The organism is Bacillus sp. S2(2024) (genome assembly GCF_050474045.1).
Lineage (GTDB): Bacteria > Bacillota > Bacilli > Bacillales > Bacillaceae_G > Bacillus_A > Bacillus_A yunxiaonensis.
Window position 1 is genome coordinate 3,648,306 of sequence record NZ_JBFLUS010000003.1, and the last position, 14,816, is coordinate 3,663,121.

The window sequence follows — 14,816 nt, forward strand, 5'->3', positions numbered from 1 at the left end:
TAATTTGATTATTTTAGTAAAAATCCAGCAGATAAAGGATCAGTCGGATCTAATACAAACATCTGCATTCCTGTAATAAAACCACGGCTTTTCAAAATAAACTTGTATCCACTCTCCGTTTGTTTCACTCCTTGTACCGTCAAAGTGCTGCCAAAAATGCTTTCACTTACAAATGGTGGTTCTATACACACCTTCCCTTTAGAAAGCAAGCTTGTATAACACGCCATCGTCGATCCAAAACCAGGAGAACGAACAACATACCGGTCGGTGCGGAATGTAATTGTTTTGATTCGCCCTTCTTCTAAATGAGAATCATCCATTAAAATGACGCCCTTTATTGGCATTTTTGATTCGAGAGCTTGAAGCACTGTTTCTCCCCATCTCTTTAGTTCAGAAAGCTCCTCAACACGAATCTGTGCAGAAATATCACTTTTCTCAAACACTGCGTATAATTGATCAGCTTGCACGAGGGTGAACTGTGTATTGAAATGTGAATCAGACAATGGGATATTCGTTTCGACTATTTGACACGATTCACTTTCTATCACTACTGAAATTACTTCATCATTCTCCATCATCGCGGTAACGGAAATCACACCGCTGACCGTTTCGATTTTATATTCACTTGACGCCCTCGGCTTTAAATGACCGCATTCCAATAAAGCTGTAATCACAGCAACGATGCCCCCGTAATGAAGAGGAACCGTTCCTTCATGATTGAAAAATAATACTGCGGCATCAGCTTCTTCATTAATCGTCGGAACAACAAGACAACCATTTAAACCAGCAAATCCACGCGGTTCATTCAACAAAAGATAGATTTCTTCCGCAAACACATGCATAAACTGCTCATTCAGCTGCTCCAAGTTTTGATAGTGAATGAACGGCACATCTTTAATAACACGAAACGCTTGACCAGCTACGTGTACATCTGTTGTTGAATACGTCTTCTGAATTTTCATTTCACGTCCTCCGTTTCATGTTCCATAGGGGGAATGAGCAGAAATCCCTCTTTAAGCGGATCTTCTTCGTGATAGAAGAAGCGATGCATCCCCATTAACCAAGCTGATCCCGCAATTTTGGTCACCACAGCCTGGGTACCTTCCACATCTGTTGTTTCCAATACGCGTCCTCTAAATAAGGAACCGACAATGCTTTCATGAACAAATTCTTCGCCAATTGAAATTTCTTGATTGGCATATAGGACAGCCAATTTTGCAGAAGTACCCGTTCCACATGGGGAACGGTCGATTCCTCCCGGGGGAACAATAACTGTATTTTTCACATCTGCTTCCTCATGGGTTGGTTCAGTAAAAAATTCAACATGAGTTAACCCTTTAATAAACGGATGTTGCGGGTGAACGATTTCAACTTTTTCATTAATGGTATTTCTAATGTTGATTGCTGTTTCGATTATGTTAGAAGCATTCTCTGGAAGTAAATCCAATCCAACTGATTTTGCATCAATGATTGCGTAAAAATTCCCGCCATACGCAATGTCAGCATCTATACGCCCAATTCCCTCGACATCAACGGAAACACGTTTTAAAAGAAATGCTGGGATATTACAAAAAGACACTTCTTTTGCTTTTCCATTTTCTACTGCGATATCCACTTCGACGAGCCCGGCAGGTGTATCCAATTTTAAGGAAGTGACCGGTTCTTGAATGGGAATCAATCCAGATTCAACTAACGCTGTACACACACCAATCGTGTCATGTCCACACATCGGCAAATATCCGCCCGTCTCTATGTAAATCACACCAATATCTGCTTCTGGATGGCAAGGGTCCGTTAACAAAGCACCAGACATGACATCGTGGCCGCGCGGTTCATTCATTAACAGTTTGCGAATCCAGTCATATTCCTTTTTCATATGGAGCATTTTTTCTGACATTGTTTCTCCAACTAACTTAGGAAGCCCGCTAATCAGTGTCCTCGTTGGATTCCCGCCTGTATGTGTATCAATTGTTGTAAAGACTCTTTGTGCCCTCATCTGCTCAACACCCTTTCTGTAAATCGGTTAAAGCTAAGCGGAGCAACGGGAATCGATGTTTCTTTTTCATTAATGAGTTCTTCTATTATTTTCCCAGTTACTGCTGCGAGGCTAATTCCGTCCCCTTCATGTCCCGCCGCGATATAATAATTTGGAATCTTATCCACACGTGAAACGATTGGTAAATGATCTTCCGTCCATGGCCTTAATCCTGCATATGAACGAATCACCATCATATCTGCCATTTTCGGATAAAAGCGGATTGCCCGGTTAGCAATACATTTAATGATTTCATTGTTTACTTTCGTATGAAAGCCGACAAATTCTCTACTGCTCCCAATTAAAAAATTTTGGCTTTCCGTTGGTTCAAAGACAAGAGCTACTCCGTATTTTTCAGTGAGTGGATCAACACGACGCTTTCCACCAAACTTAGAAATTAAGTAACCAAACTCCATTACTTTTCGAGATCCTACATGCTGTTGCCTTGAGGCAACGATGATATGCCCTTTTCTTGGCTCAATTGGTATGGAAAGATCAAGCATCTCTCCTATTCGAGGCGCCCATACTCCTGCCGCATTGACGACATGATCCGCAGTAAAAGCTCCGTTTGTCGTTTCTACAGTAAATGAACCACTTTCTTCTTTTTTCATTTGTTTTACTTCTGTATGCTTGAAAGCTTTAGCTCCTAGTTTTTTTGCGTCTTCCAAAAGTGAAAAAGCTAAGAGATAAGGATTAACCGTAGAATCAGTGGCGCATTCTAGCCCACCTAATAAATCATCTGCAAAAAAGGGGGACTCCTGCCGAATATCCTGCCGGTCAAGCATTCGAAATGGTAAACCGGCAGCTTTTTGACGATTTACCCATTTCTGTGCCGCTTCCATCTCCTCGTCCGACTCACAAACAAGGATGCTTCCTGGTGCTCGATATTCAAATGGATACTCCAATTCTTTGCTTAAGTCATCCACTAATTTCTGACTAAACAACGACATCTGACTATCAAAACCCGGGTCTTTATCAATCGCCAAAATATTGCCGTCACATCGTGAAGACGTGCCACTAACAAATTCCCCTTTTTCAATTATCGTTACATCTCTTCCATACTTAGAAACATAGTAGGCAATCGAACAGCCAATAATTCCCCCGCCAATGACTAACACGTCACAATGTTTCACATCACATTCCTCCTCTCGATGAAATGGCCTCATTATCTAAAATGCAATTCGTGTGCCAATTCATGTGAAACTATCACAATGGACTATTACTTCATCCCGGCTGACGGTTCGGTGCAAGTGACGGCGACTCGCATCGAACAGGAAAATTTCAGAGGGAAAAGAAATTACTTTTGTGCTTTCAAATTTTTGTTCCTATCACCAGGATTCATTCCTGATTCAGTTCCTCAATTTCTAAACACAGCAGTTTTACTCTCATTTCATAGAATGAAATTTTCTGTTTAAATATTTTAAACATTCCGCTAATTGGTGTATAATTTTTTTTACAGTGTTAATCATTTTTTACAGCGCAGGAGGAGGATCACTATATTTTCATTACCGTCAGTAAAAGAAATAATAAAACATCTTCTAATCGATACACCGTTCGATAAACATCAGATTGAACAGAAAAACGGTGAATTTTATTATCGTTCAACAACAGAAACGCTTGATTTCCCATGCAAAATCGTATATGAAGATGATCCATTCTTCACCTTGATTGAGGCGTTTAATCAGCATTCCACAGCAATTATTCTTGATACAACCAAAAATCCAATAGGCTGTATAACAGCCACTCAAATGATCCATTTTCTTCATAACTCTTACAATCAATTAAAAGCATTTTATGAAACTGTCATTCAAACAACAGATTCTTCAGTCACAGTCATTGATGATAACGAGCATGTTTGCACATGGACCGAAGGCGCAGAAAAAATTTTTTCAGTCAAGCGGGAAAATATAATCGGCCAACCAATTACGGATTTTTTCGACTATAAAAATCTAGAAATCTTGCAATCTCTGCATAAAGGGAAAAGTATTGCAGGACAGCACCATCAGCCTCGGTCTGATTTGTTTGTCATAATCAACTCTAATCCCGTTTATTTTAATGGTCAGATTATCGGGGCCGTCGTTTCAGAAACGGATATCACAAATCAAGTCGTACTGAATGAGAAATTATTTAATATGTCCAACGAAGTACACCGTTTAGAACAAGAAGTAGCAAAATATAAGGATTCATCTGATCCATTTCAATCTATTAAAGGAAAAAGTACCACCCTGCAAAGAACAGTGGATTTGGCTAGAAGAGTATGTTCTGTTAAATCCACTGTTCTCATATTAGGCGAAAGCGGTGTCGGAAAAGAGGTGTTTGCGAAAGCAATTCATGAGGCAAGTGAAATGCCGAAAGCACCTTTTATTTCAATTAACTGCGGCGCGATACCAGCATCTTTATTTGAAAGTGAGCTATTCGGATATGAACGGGGTGCTTTCTCTGGTGCCGATAGTAAAGGAAAAAAAGGAAAAATAGAACTAGCAAAAGGCGGTACATTATTTCTTGATGAAGTAGGTGAAATGCCGCTCGAAATGCAGGTAAAACTCCTACGCGTGCTGCAGGAGCGGAAATATTATCGCGTTGGTGGAGAAAAAGAAATCAACATCGACTTCCGTATCATCGCTGCTACAAATCGCGATTTACAAGAATTAATGAGAAAAGGACAATTCCGTGAAGATTTATATTACCGATTGAACGTAGTCAGTTTGCACATCCCTCCTTTAAGAGAGCGGCAAGAAGATATTATCGAATTAACCCATTACTTTTTACATGATTTTTCTTTGAGCTATCAGCGGCCAATTCATGAGTTTCCTCCAGAAGTCATGCATGAACTGCTTCGGTATGATTGGCCTGGCAATATTCGCGAACTTCGCAATGTCATAGAACGGCTCATCGTATTTGCAACAGATGGCGTAATAAAAAGAGAGTATTTACCCTTTCATCCAAATAGTATCAACTTTGAAAACACACCAAAGACTGTATCTAATGTACTTCAAGAAAATGATTCAACCATCTTATCACTACAAAAAGAAATGGATCAACACGAGAGAAAAGTAATCGAAAGAGCGTTACAGATCTTAGATGGAAATAAATTAGAGTGCGCGAAACAACTTGGTATCACAAGAGCCACTTTATACAATCGTTTGAAGCGGCTCGGCCTACATTAACCCTCTTCCTCCTCTGCATTGGCACATTTTTTGCATAATATTTTTATGAAAGACTGTCGAGGAGGAATTCAAATGGTTAACAAAGAGAGCATTGTGATTTGCCGCTGTGAAGAAGTTACTTACGGACAGCTTCAGAAAACGGCAGATCAACATACATGCACAGCAAGAGAATTAAAATTAAGAACACGAGCAGGAATGGGCTTTTGCGGCGGCCGCACATGCAGGCCGACATTAGATAGAATTATTGAAAGTGTTATCCCTAATGTGTCACCTGGTGAAATTCCGTTAAAATATCAGCCCCCCATTCGGCCGGTAACCTTTGGAACAGTAGGTGAAAATCAATGACTAGAATCATGAACCATCCCATTTTAGGGAATTTAGATGATAGAGAACGTATTTCCTTTCAGTTTGACGGAATTCAATATGAAGCATATGAAAATGAAACGATTGCGGCGGCTCTTTTGGCAAACGGAATACGAAAACTACGCGTTCACGAAGATAGCGGGACACCTAGAGGTATTTATTGCAATATCGGTCATTGCTTAGAGTGCCGTGTAACTGTCAATGATCAAGCAAACGTAAGAGCCTGCTTAACAGTTGTCGAAAAGGATATGATTGTTGAAAGCGGCAAACAGCATCCGAATATTGTAAGAAGGATGGTGGAAAAGCGATGATTGATGTCATTGTAATTGGAGGGGGCCCAGCAGGATTAGCAGGAGCTATTGCATGTGCGAGCTTTGGTCTCAACGTGACTGTTATTGATGAATTTATAAAACCAGGCGGCAGGTTACTAGGACAACTTCATCAAGAACCTTCCGGTGAATGGTGGAATGGCATAAAAGAATCAGAGCGCCTTCATCAAGAAGCGAAAAAATTATCGGTCGATATTCGCTGCGGTGTGTCTGTTTACAATTTAGAAAAAGAAAACCACCTATGGAATGTACATACGAGCTTAGGTACGCTAGAAGCACCATTTGTACTAATTGCGACTGGAGCTGCCGAGTACTCTATCCCGCTGCCTGGTTGGACCCTTCCTGGTGTAATGTCTATTGGCGCAGCTCAAGTCATGACAAATGTTCATCGCGTCCAAGTCGGCAAAAAAGGGATCCTTATCGGAGCAAATATTTTAGCATTTGCGATTTTAAATGAATTACAACTAGCTGGCATAACAGTTGATCGAATTGTACTCCCTGAAAAAAGTGTCCTTAGTCAAAAAGCTGGTGAGCCTGAAGAGGTTATGAAATCGCTCTTGAACGCAGCTCATCTCGCTCCATCACCGTTATTACGTATCGGGAGCCGTTTCATGAAAAATGACTGGATGCGGAACGTTGCTTTAAACTTTTATCCGAAAAACGGCATGAAAGTGAACGGTACTCCCCTTCAACTTCGGAAAGCAGCACTCGAAATTATCGGTACAGATCAAGTGGAAGGAGTACGCGTCGCCGATATTGATGCAAATGGCAATATTATTGAAGGGTCTGAAACTATTCACGAAGCGGATTTTGTCTGTATAGCAGGCGGCTTGTACCCGCTGGCAGAGCTTGCCGCTGTTGCCGGATGTCCATTTCAATACATTCCTGAACTTGGCGGTCACGTGCCCCACCATTCAGAGATGATGGAAACTCCTCTTAATGGACTATTTGTAGCCGGGAATATCACCGGGATTGAAAGTGGCAAAATTGCCATGGCTCAAGGAACAACGGCGGGATTGTCAATCGCCAAACTTGCCGGAAAAGAATCGAACACAATTGACCAAAAACTACAAGAAGCAGTGCAACATGTCCGTACTGTTCGCAAGCAAGCTGCAATCCAATTCAATCCTGGAATTGATAGCGGCAGAAGCAAAATGAACGAACTTTGGGAACGTCTCTATTCAAATGACAGCACTGGGAAAACTCCCAAACAAATTGTGTAATGAAATGAGAAATCCCGTCAGTCTTTGTTCTGACGGGATTTCTTATTTACATAACGCTCGTTAGCGGAATTTATACGTATTATAAAGAACCACTATTGCCTTTAGACTCACCTAAATCTTTTTGAGCTTTCTTAATTGCTCTAATTTTTTCTTTATCAGTTATGCTGCAGTTACTGAAGAACGTTTTGGCTTTCGCTTACTCTTTTTCTTGTGCCACCACATATACGTACCAGTAAACATTAAAATTGATGGTGTAAGACCACCAATAACATATAAGATTTTTGTAAATAAACCACCAAACGTTCCTGTATGTAGTGGTTTAAGCCATGTCTGATACGTCAGTCCATCATCCACCTTTGGATCTTGTTTAGCCAACACTTTCCCGCTATACTGGTCAACCCATATTTTCACATTCCCATTCCCTGGATCGTATGGACGACTCAAACGAATTTCCACAGCACCTTCTGCTTTTCCTTTTTTCGCTTGCGCAGGCATCCTTACTTGCGTAATAGTCCCTTGAGGAACTGCCTTTTCAGCTTCACTTAACAAGGAATCAAGAGGGAGTTTTCCTCCTGAAAGAGGCTTAGAAATAAGTTTCTCCTTCGATGGCATGACACTAGTTTTCGCTCCGATCCACCCAAAAATTGTCTTATCGTATGTAAAAAGTGCCCCTGTTAATGAAACCACTAATAAAAGTGGCATAGCAATGATTCCAATGACTTTATGTATATCATACTGTTTTACATATGTATTCTTACTACGCCGTATAACAAAACCGCGTGCCCATTTTTTAATTCCAGGCCACCATAAATACAACCCAGATAAACTAATAAAAAAGAAAATAAATCCAATAATACCCACAATTTCTTTACCGTTAAAATCATTAAGAAGTAAATGATAATGAATCTCTTTTACTTGATTAAAAAACGCTTTTTCCCCTAATTCTCCATTTATGTTACTGGTCCCCGGATCAACATATACAGATTTCGTCCCTTTTCCTTCTTTCAAATTAAACAAATAAACCCCTTGAGAGTGTGGATCATCTGGCGTATACACACGCTGAATTTCTCCCTTTGGGTATGTGCTTGCTACAGTTTGCAAGGCTTTCTGATATGTAACCGGTTGACCCTTAGTTATTTTGTATAAATCAGGATAAATCATACGATTTAATTCGTTGTCAAAGACAAGCAAACTTCCAGTCAATCCAATTAGCACAATAAACATACCAGCTATCATGCTAAGGTATAAATGAACCTTTCTAACCATACTGCGAATCTTCATAAAAGTCCCCCTTAATGAAATGAAAAGTCAAATTAATATTAAAGATAATGATTATCATTGTCAATATGTAAAAATTCAAAATATAGAGTAAAAGTTCAAATATAATTGTTCCCACAACAAAAAGAGGATTATTTTTTCACACCTCTACCTTAAGTTTTTATCCCCCACTTATCTTCCTCGCTTCTCTCTGAATTTTGAGGGAGGGTCTTACTGCCCGTTAATACGGGATAAATCTCAAGATTCATGATTTTTCAGCCCTTTTCAAAGCAGTAATTTCAATATCACTTTCACTTGAAATATAGCTAGCAACGTATGCCTTTTAAAGCCTATTCATGTGATAAAAACAGACATTCTTGTAAACTAAAAAAACTGTTTGAAATATATTTTCATAAAATCATAGCTTAGTGTAGGAAATGTGATGCTTTGGCGGCGATAGCACGTTGCTAAAATTTTCATTGACAAATAAAAAATGCGGGATTAAGATTAATCTAGTTTTTATTGATAAAGATTATCATTATCGTTTTTAGATATACTAGGGGGAAGTTCATTGCTTAAAAAATTTTTAAATCTCAAAACCATTCTTATATCGTTTTCCTTGTTGGTAGTAATTGGTGTCATCATATGGCAGGGAGTGAATTATCAAGGGAATCCTGATCCTACCGCTAAAGATATAACGCCAGGTGCTGCAATCATAAATACGGCTATCCTTATCTTTCGGGAAGGATTAGAGGCCATTTTAGTATTATCAGCAATTATCTCTGGCTTAGTGCGTAAGAAACAAGATAACTATTGGAAGCCCATTTCTGCAGGAGCGGGGGTATCCTTCTTAGCCACAATTGCTACATGGTTTATTGTAGTAGGGATTATTTCTTCTGTGAATGCATCGGAGCTTCATATTCAAGCTGCAACAGGAATTCTAGCTGTTATTGTTTTATGTATTATCATGAACTGGTTCTTTCATAAGATTTATTGGCAGGGTTGGATTAACCTACATAATCGTAAGAAACAAAAAATAACGGGAAATAATGGTGAGAGTGTCGCAAAGAGTACATTTTGGTCTCTTTTCCTACTAGGTCTTACATCGGTTTATCGTGAGGGTTTTGAAGTCGTTCTTTTCCTTCAAAATTTACGATTAAAAGTGGGGTCTGATGTTATCTTACAAGGAGCACTGATTGGGTTAGCGTTAACGATGATAGTGGGAGTTCTGACCTTTTTAGCTCATCGCCGTCTTCCTTATAAGAAAATGTTGGTATTTACAGGCGGTCTCTTAGTGGTTGTCTTGGCCGTAATGGTGGGAGAAACCGTACAAGAGATGCAACTAGCAGGATGGATTAGTACAACTACCATCAATATTCATTTCCCTGATTGGATGGGGGTTTGGTTCTGTATATTCCCAACAGTTGAGACATTATCAGCCCAAGTTATAGCTGTAATTTATGTATTAGGCTCTTACTTTGCTGCTCGTTATTTAACAAAACGAAAAGCAATGAAACGACAAACGCAAGCAGTGTCATAAAAACAAAAAGAGGTCTACCTATTCCTATCAAGTAAGCAACTATAAAAAAGATTAATCAGCCATCGAGATTTGATATTCTATCAGAACTCGGTGGCTGTTTAATCTTCTTTGGAATTGTTTATCCTGCATTAACGAGCAATTGCTTCAATCAATCAGCAATGTGGAATGAAAAAAAAACATTGATGGAGATTTCACTTTAGTAATCTTGATTCAACTACCCACCACTTATCGTTTGGCTACGCCCTTCACACGATTGAAGTGGGGTATCCTTGCCGATTTTAGATGAAATATCACACTCTATTCTAAGTGAATTGTACAATTATATAGTTCTGGCTCCCAGCCATTCTTTGCTTTTATAAGTTTAGTTAGAGACGTGTTTTTCGGAGATTCTACCATATTCAAATGCGGTACTAGTTCCTTTAGAAGATGTCGAATGAATGCACCATGACTAACGATTAATATATTTTTGTTATCATGTTTAGAGGCTATCTCTTCAATTACCGAAAGACCTCTTGTGATTACACTATCAGCACTTTCAATTCCTAAGTCTAGCTCTCTCCAATTCTGTCCCCATTTTAAAACTCTCTCTTCCTCCGTTGTCCCTTCAATCTGTCCTCCGCCTGCTTCACGAAGCCTAGGTTCTAAATAAAGAGGGATACTCAAAATTTTTTCTCCTATAATTTGGGCAGTTTGCTTCGCTCTTAATAGATCACTAGAATATATGAAATCCCAATTCTCCTTACGCAAGCGCTCCGCAAGTTTATAAGCCTCTGATAATCCAGCTTGATCAAGGGAAATATCTGAACTCCCCTGTGCTCTCCCTTCTTTATTCCACGGTGTACTTCCGTGACGGATTATACCTATTTTAGTCATATGAAACCTCCAAATTATCAAAAATGAACTTAGTTCGAAGTATCATTCCTCTTCCTAAGCTCATCTCGGATATCTTTTAAATACTCGTTTCTTTCTCTCATTCTCTTTAATACAATCGTTACAACATATGCTGTAAAAACTGCGGCCGCAAAAGGGAAAACAAGTCCTAATATTGAAAAAACATTAAAAATAACATGTCCTACTCCCATATCCCTGCCCCCTTTCAATCTATTAAAGTATGACGAAGCCTGTTGCATATGTAATGCGCAGAACATCTAAGATTTTGCATCAGTAGAAAAAGTAACCCACACCTTATACATCATTTTATCCTCAAGCCAAACTGTATCCGTATGAACATGAAATCGCGGAGCACTTGCCAAGCGAAAGGCCAAAACATAGGCGACTTTCTTATCTGAAGTTGTATATCCATCAAATGCACCTGTATATATGTCATTACTTATAGAGTAGCTCCATTCCTCAGCTTCCCATAGCGTATCAAAAATCATATGATCCTCGCGATAATTGGATTTGTGCCAACGAATGTTCATATAGAGACCTCCTGGATTACACACTTGATGAAAACTGACATACTCTATTCATTCTATTGCTTAAAAGATTTCTCACCATATATTTAATTTTCTATTCTCACATAAGGACTTCCTTGCAAAAGCAGCTCCATGAATTTTTCTTTCTCTTTTGGCAGTGTAATCATATGCACTTCAAAATTACTACCGTACGTGATCTCTAAATTATTCTTTTTTCTTCCCACAAATCGTATAGTACGAATGCTTACAGTCGGAATTTTCTTCTTTGTCAGCCAATGTCCTGTTATTAATTCTCCATCAACGACTTTATGCTGGAATACAAACATTTCAGAAATAGGAATAATATTTGCAGCTAAAAATAAGATTCCTGCTGCAAGTCCTGTCAGCCAACCTTTCTCATTCAACATAAATGATATGATAGGAGAGATTACAACAAGCAGCAGCATAATGACAGTAAGCAGTATCATAATTGGATTTTTTTTCACGTAAAATTCCATCTTCATCACTCCTTATCCATATTATACCATCAATTATTGATAAGTTCAGAAAAAAAGAAGCGTCATTTCATACGCTTCTCTCTCTCCATTCTCTTGCTAACATGCTATACACCGCTATGTCCTGAAAATGATCATATAACCATTCTCCCTCACGCATAATTCCATCTAAGTGAAAACCTAACCGCTCTGGAATTGCACGGCTCTTTTGATTGCTTACTCCGCAATGAATTTCAACTTTATTTAATTTTAATTCTTCGAAAGCATAACGAAGCGCAGCCTTTACACTTCGCGTCATAATTCCTTTTCCACTTACTTCTTCCGCAAGATAGTATCCAAGACTTGTTGCTTTCTTCGCCCAATTCACCGGATGAATCCCAATCATCCCAACGAGCTTTCCTTTATAGCGTATACCTGATTCAAAGCCATTTCCATCCGCGAAGTTATGTAGCCACATTGGAAAGATTTCATTGTACCCTTCAGCTGATTTCGTGCGATCCGCCCATGGAAGCCATTCTCGTAAATATTCTCGATTGCTATCCACTAACTCGTATAATTCATCTTTATGTTGCATTTCTAATAATTGTAATGAGATTTCATCATCAACGCGTAGTGTAAACATTTTCCTATCCCCTTATTTTTTCTTATTATTCTAACATTTAAAATCACGAGTTTTCTAGAAAAAAATAACAACTTAGCAAAAAACTCTTTTTCTATTTTTTTATACCATCAATTATTGATAAATTCAGAAAAAAAGAAGCGTCATTTCATACGCTTCTCTCTCCATTCTCTTGCTAGCATACTATACACGGCAATATCATGGAATTGATTATATAAACATTCTCCATCACGCATAATTCCATCTAAATTAAAGCCGAGGCGTTCTGGAATGGCACGGCTCTTTTGATTATTTACTCCGCAATGAATTTCAACTTTATTTAATTTTAATTCTTCGAAAGCATAACGGAGCGCAGCCTTTACACTTCGCGTCATAATTCCTTTTCCACTTGCTTCTTCCGCAAGATAGTATCCAATACTTGTCGCTTTCTTCGCCCTACTTACTGGATGAATCCCAATCACCCCAACGAGCTTTCCTTTATAGCGTACACCCGCTTCAAAACCATCTCCATCTGCGAAATTATGCAGCCACATTGGACAGAGTCCATTGTACGCTTCAGCTGATTTCGTGCCGTCCACCCATGGAAGCCATTCTCGGAAATATTCTCGGTTGCTATCCACTAATTCGTACAGTTCATCTTTATGTTGCTTTTCTAATAATTGCAATGAGATTTCGTCATCAACGCGTAATGTAAACATTTTCCTATCCCCTTATCTTTTTCTCATTATTCTGACACTTAAAACCACGATTTTTCCAAAAGAAATAACAACTTAGCAAAAACTCTTTTTCTACTTTTTAATACAAACAGCTCTTAGGAACAAAGAACGCCTGCAATTGTATATATTATATTCTCTCTTAACTTTCACTGTTCCACCTTACTTAGAGCTAATTCTAAATCAACAAAAAAATGACGTGCCAATTGCACGTCATTTCTTCTTACTTCTTCTCTGCCACTTGTACTTCCTTCGCATAAGCAGCTTCAAATTTTTGAATATCACCAGCGCCCATAAAAATAAGTACGCCGTTTTTATGTTTCTTTAATACTTCTGTTGTCATAACCGTAATAAGCTCTGCACCATCAATGCGTTGCTGCAGGTCTTGAATTGTTAATTCTCCTTTATTTTCACGAGCAGAACCAAAAATATCACATAAATATACTTGATCTGCCTTACGTAAACTCTCTGCAAATTCATCTAAGAATTTTTGTGTTCGAGAGAATGTATGCGGCTGAAATACTGCTACAATTTCACGTTCTGGGTATTTCTGACGAGCAGCTTCAATTGTCGCGTTGATTTCTGTTGGATGATGTGCGTAATCATCAATAATGACCTGCTCACCCATTTTCTTTTCATTAAAACGGCGCTTTACACCACCGAATGTTGTTAACTGATGTTTCACAACTTCGACATCAATGTTTTCATAATCACAAAGAGCAATAACTGCCAATGCATTTAGCACGCTATGATTGCCGTAACCTGTAATTTGGAACGTTCCATAATACGTATTACGAACAAAGACATCAAACACTGTACCATCTGTTCTTTTTTGAATGTTACGTGCCTGGAAATCATTATCTTCGCCAAATCCATAGAAAATAACTGGTACTTTCGCATGAATCTTTTGAAGTTCTTCATCATCACCACACGCAATAATACCTTTCTTCACTTGCAGTGCCATCTCTTGGAACGCACTAAATACATCATTAATGTCTGCAAAATAATCTGGATGATCAAAATCAATATTTGTCATAATTGCATAGTCTGGATGATATGACAAGAAATGACGACGATATTCACACGCTTCAAATACAAAATACTTACTATCTTCTACTCCAAGTCCTGTTCCATCACCAATTAAACAAGATGTAGGGCTTGCTCCTTGCATTACGTGAGATAACAAACCTGTCGTTGATGTTTTTCCGTGAGCGCCAGTTACAGCGACACTCGTATACTTACTCATAAATTCGCCTAAAAAATGATGATAACGATAAATAGGTAAATTTAATTCCTTTGCGGCTTCAATTTCCTCATGTGTATCTGGGAATGCATTTCCTGCGATAATCACTTGTCCTTCTTCAACATTATTTTTATCAAAAGGCAGGATAGAAATCCCACGACTTTCCAACGCTGTTTGCGTGAAAAAACGTTTGTCTACATCAGAACCTTGAACAGTATGATTCATATCATGTAAAATTTGCGCTAAAGCACTCATCCCTGTCCCTTTAATTCCTACAAAATGGTAAACTGTCATCTTAAAGAACCTCCAACATTTCGAACTATTCCAACGGTCTATCTATAAGACAGTATATGATTTTCTTTTTATTTTGGTAATCATCTCGAATTCCTTATAATCACGTTCATGCTCTCTTTTA

At 38.6% G+C, this 14,816-nt stretch carries 16 protein-coding genes; 5 read left to right on the top strand and 11 right to left on the bottom strand.

Translation table 11 applies throughout. The annotated features are described in order from the left end of the window. Nucleotides 1-8: 8 nt before the first annotated feature. Genes AB1284_RS18480 through AB1284_RS18490 form a run of 3 tightly spaced genes read right to left on the bottom strand, consistent with a single transcriptional unit; the run spans nucleotide 9 to nucleotide 3,168 of the window. A complete protein-coding gene (locus AB1284_RS18480; protein ID WP_429753545.1) occupies nucleotides 9-962 on the bottom strand; it encodes a proline racemase family protein in 954 nt (317 codons plus the stop codon). Then, nucleotides 959-1,996, bottom strand: coding sequence for a proline racemase family protein (locus tag AB1284_RS18485; RefSeq protein ID WP_429753544.1), 1,038 nt, complete (start codon nucleotides 1,994-1,996; stop codon nucleotides 959-961). Before AB1284_RS18485 ends, AB1284_RS18480 begins: the two co-directional genes overlap by 4 nt. Continuing rightward, the gene (locus tag AB1284_RS18490; protein ID WP_429753543.1) at nucleotides 1,993-3,168 is read right to left on the bottom strand and encodes an NAD(P)/FAD-dependent oxidoreductase; all 1,176 of its coding nucleotides are present in this window, start codon (nucleotides 3,166-3,168) and stop codon (nucleotides 1,993-1,995) included. The genes AB1284_RS18485 and AB1284_RS18490 overlap by 4 nt, the downstream gene beginning before the upstream one ends. Nucleotides 3,169-3,531: 363 nt before the next feature. Between AB1284_RS18490 and AB1284_RS18495 the strand changes: the two genes are divergently transcribed. The 4 genes from AB1284_RS18495 to AB1284_RS18510 all read left to right on the top strand — a co-directional run bounded on the left by AB1284_RS18495 (nucleotide 3,532) and on the right by AB1284_RS18510 (nucleotide 7,117). After that, on the top strand, nucleotides 3,532-5,202 hold the full coding sequence (locus AB1284_RS18495) for a sigma-54 interaction domain-containing protein (RefSeq protein WP_429761876.1): 1,671 nt from the start codon (nucleotides 3,532-3,534) through the stop codon (nucleotides 5,200-5,202). Between the two features lie 72 nt (nucleotides 5,203-5,274). Continuing rightward, complete coding sequence (locus AB1284_RS18500; protein ID WP_429753542.1) at nucleotides 5,275-5,547, top strand: (2Fe-2S)-binding protein; 273 nt, start codon at nucleotides 5,275-5,277, stop codon at nucleotides 5,545-5,547. Further along, the gene (locus AB1284_RS18505) at nucleotides 5,544-5,876 is read left to right on the top strand and encodes a (2Fe-2S)-binding protein (protein ID WP_336484393.1); all 333 of its coding nucleotides are present in this window, start codon (nucleotides 5,544-5,546) and stop codon (nucleotides 5,874-5,876) included. The genes AB1284_RS18500 and AB1284_RS18505 overlap by 4 nt, the downstream gene beginning before the upstream one ends. Further along, nucleotides 5,873-7,117 (top strand): NAD(P)/FAD-dependent oxidoreductase, encoded by a 1,245-nt coding sequence (locus AB1284_RS18510; protein ID WP_429753541.1) that lies wholly within the window; start codon nucleotides 5,873-5,875, stop codon nucleotides 7,115-7,117. Before AB1284_RS18505 ends, AB1284_RS18510 begins: the two co-directional genes overlap by 4 nt. Before the next feature lie 159 nt (nucleotides 7,118-7,276). Here the strand turns inward: AB1284_RS18510 and AB1284_RS18515 are convergent, their stop codons facing one another. Continuing rightward, complete coding sequence (locus AB1284_RS18515; protein ID WP_429753540.1) at nucleotides 7,277-8,398, bottom strand: PepSY-associated TM helix domain-containing protein; 1,122 nt, start codon at nucleotides 8,396-8,398, stop codon at nucleotides 7,277-7,279. A 547-nt stretch (nucleotides 8,399-8,945) separates the two neighbouring features. Here AB1284_RS18515 and AB1284_RS18520 point away from each other — a divergent pair. Further along, nucleotides 8,946-9,914, top strand: a complete 969-nt coding sequence (locus AB1284_RS18520; RefSeq protein WP_429753539.1) for an FTR1 family iron permease — start codon at nucleotides 8,946-8,948, stop codon at nucleotides 9,912-9,914. A 297-nt stretch (nucleotides 9,915-10,211) separates the two neighbouring features. Here AB1284_RS18520 and AB1284_RS18525 read toward each other — a convergent pair whose 3' ends face one another. The 7 genes from AB1284_RS18525 to murC all read right to left on the bottom strand — a co-directional run bounded on the left by AB1284_RS18525 (nucleotide 10,212) and on the right by murC (nucleotide 14,695). Continuing rightward, nucleotides 10,212-10,787 (bottom strand): histidine phosphatase family protein, encoded by a 576-nt coding sequence (locus AB1284_RS18525; RefSeq protein WP_429753538.1) that lies wholly within the window; start codon nucleotides 10,785-10,787, stop codon nucleotides 10,212-10,214. Between the two features lie 29 nt (nucleotides 10,788-10,816). Further along, a complete protein-coding gene (locus tag AB1284_RS18530; protein ID WP_429753537.1) occupies nucleotides 10,817-10,996 on the bottom strand; it encodes a hypothetical protein in 180 nt (59 codons plus the stop codon). 66 nt (nucleotides 10,997-11,062) lie between these two features. Further along, entirely contained in the window at nucleotides 11,063-11,335 is a 273-nt protein-coding gene (locus AB1284_RS18535) for a hypothetical protein (protein WP_429753536.1), read from the bottom strand. An 83-nt stretch (nucleotides 11,336-11,418) separates the two neighbouring features. Continuing rightward, nucleotides 11,419-11,829 (bottom strand): PH domain-containing protein, encoded by a 411-nt coding sequence (locus tag AB1284_RS18540; RefSeq protein WP_429753535.1) that lies wholly within the window; start codon nucleotides 11,827-11,829, stop codon nucleotides 11,419-11,421. A 67-nt stretch (nucleotides 11,830-11,896) separates the two neighbouring features. Then, nucleotides 11,897-12,448, bottom strand: a complete 552-nt coding sequence (locus AB1284_RS18545) for a GNAT family N-acetyltransferase (protein WP_429753534.1) — start codon at nucleotides 12,446-12,448, stop codon at nucleotides 11,897-11,899. A gap of 140 nt (nucleotides 12,449-12,588) precedes the next feature. Next, nucleotides 12,589-13,143 (bottom strand): GNAT family N-acetyltransferase, encoded by a 555-nt coding sequence (locus tag AB1284_RS18550; RefSeq protein ID WP_429753533.1) that lies wholly within the window; start codon nucleotides 13,141-13,143, stop codon nucleotides 12,589-12,591. A gap of 238 nt (nucleotides 13,144-13,381) precedes the next feature. Continuing rightward, nucleotides 13,382-14,695 (bottom strand): UDP-N-acetylmuramate--L-alanine ligase, encoded by a 1,314-nt coding sequence (murC, locus tag AB1284_RS18555; protein WP_429753532.1) that lies wholly within the window; start codon nucleotides 14,693-14,695, stop codon nucleotides 13,382-13,384. Nucleotides 14,696-14,816 lie beyond the last annotated feature (121 nt).

What these genes read in the sequence shown, in the direction of transcription:
- AB1284_RS18480 (WP_429753545.1), bottom strand. Translation starts at nt 962, where the DNA reads ATGAAAATTCAGAAGACGTATTCAACAACAGATGTACACGTAGCTGGT.
- AB1284_RS18485 (WP_429753544.1), bottom strand. Translation starts at nt 1,996, where the DNA reads ATGAGGGCACAAAGAGTCTTTACAACAATTGATACACATACAGGCGGG.
- AB1284_RS18500 (WP_429753542.1), top strand. Translation starts at nt 5,275, where the DNA reads ATGGTTAACAAAGAGAGCATTGTGATTTGCCGCTGTGAAGAAGTTACT.
- AB1284_RS18505 (WP_336484393.1), top strand. Translation starts at nt 5,544, where the DNA reads ATGACTAGAATCATGAACCATCCCATTTTAGGGAATTTAGATGATAGA.
- AB1284_RS18510 (WP_429753541.1), top strand. Translation starts at nt 5,873, where the DNA reads ATGATTGATGTCATTGTAATTGGAGGGGGCCCAGCAGGATTAGCAGGA.
- AB1284_RS18515 (WP_429753540.1), bottom strand. Translation starts at nt 8,398, where the DNA reads ATGAAGATTCGCAGTATGGTTAGAAAGGTTCATTTATACCTTAGCATG.
- AB1284_RS18525 (WP_429753538.1), bottom strand. Translation starts at nt 10,787, where the DNA reads ATGACTAAAATAGGTATAATCCGTCACGGAAGTACACCGTGGAATAAA.
- AB1284_RS18530 (WP_429753537.1), bottom strand. Translation starts at nt 10,996, where the DNA reads ATGGGAGTAGGACATGTTATTTTTAATGTTTTTTCAATATTAGGACTT.
- AB1284_RS18535 (WP_429753536.1), bottom strand. Translation starts at nt 11,335, where the DNA reads ATGAACATTCGTTGGCACAAATCCAATTATCGCGAGGATCATATGATT.
- AB1284_RS18540 (WP_429753535.1), bottom strand. Translation starts at nt 11,829, where the DNA reads ATGGAATTTTACGTGAAAAAAAATCCAATTATGATACTGCTTACTGTC.
- AB1284_RS18545 (WP_429753534.1), bottom strand. Translation starts at nt 12,448, where the DNA reads ATGTTTACACTACGCGTTGATGATGAAATCTCATTACAATTATTAGAA.
- AB1284_RS18550 (WP_429753533.1), bottom strand. Translation starts at nt 13,143, where the DNA reads ATGTTTACATTACGCGTTGATGACGAAATCTCATTGCAATTATTAGAA.
- murC (WP_429753532.1), bottom strand. Translation starts at nt 14,695, where the DNA reads ATGACAGTTTACCATTTTGTAGGAATTAAAGGGACAGGGATGAGTGCT.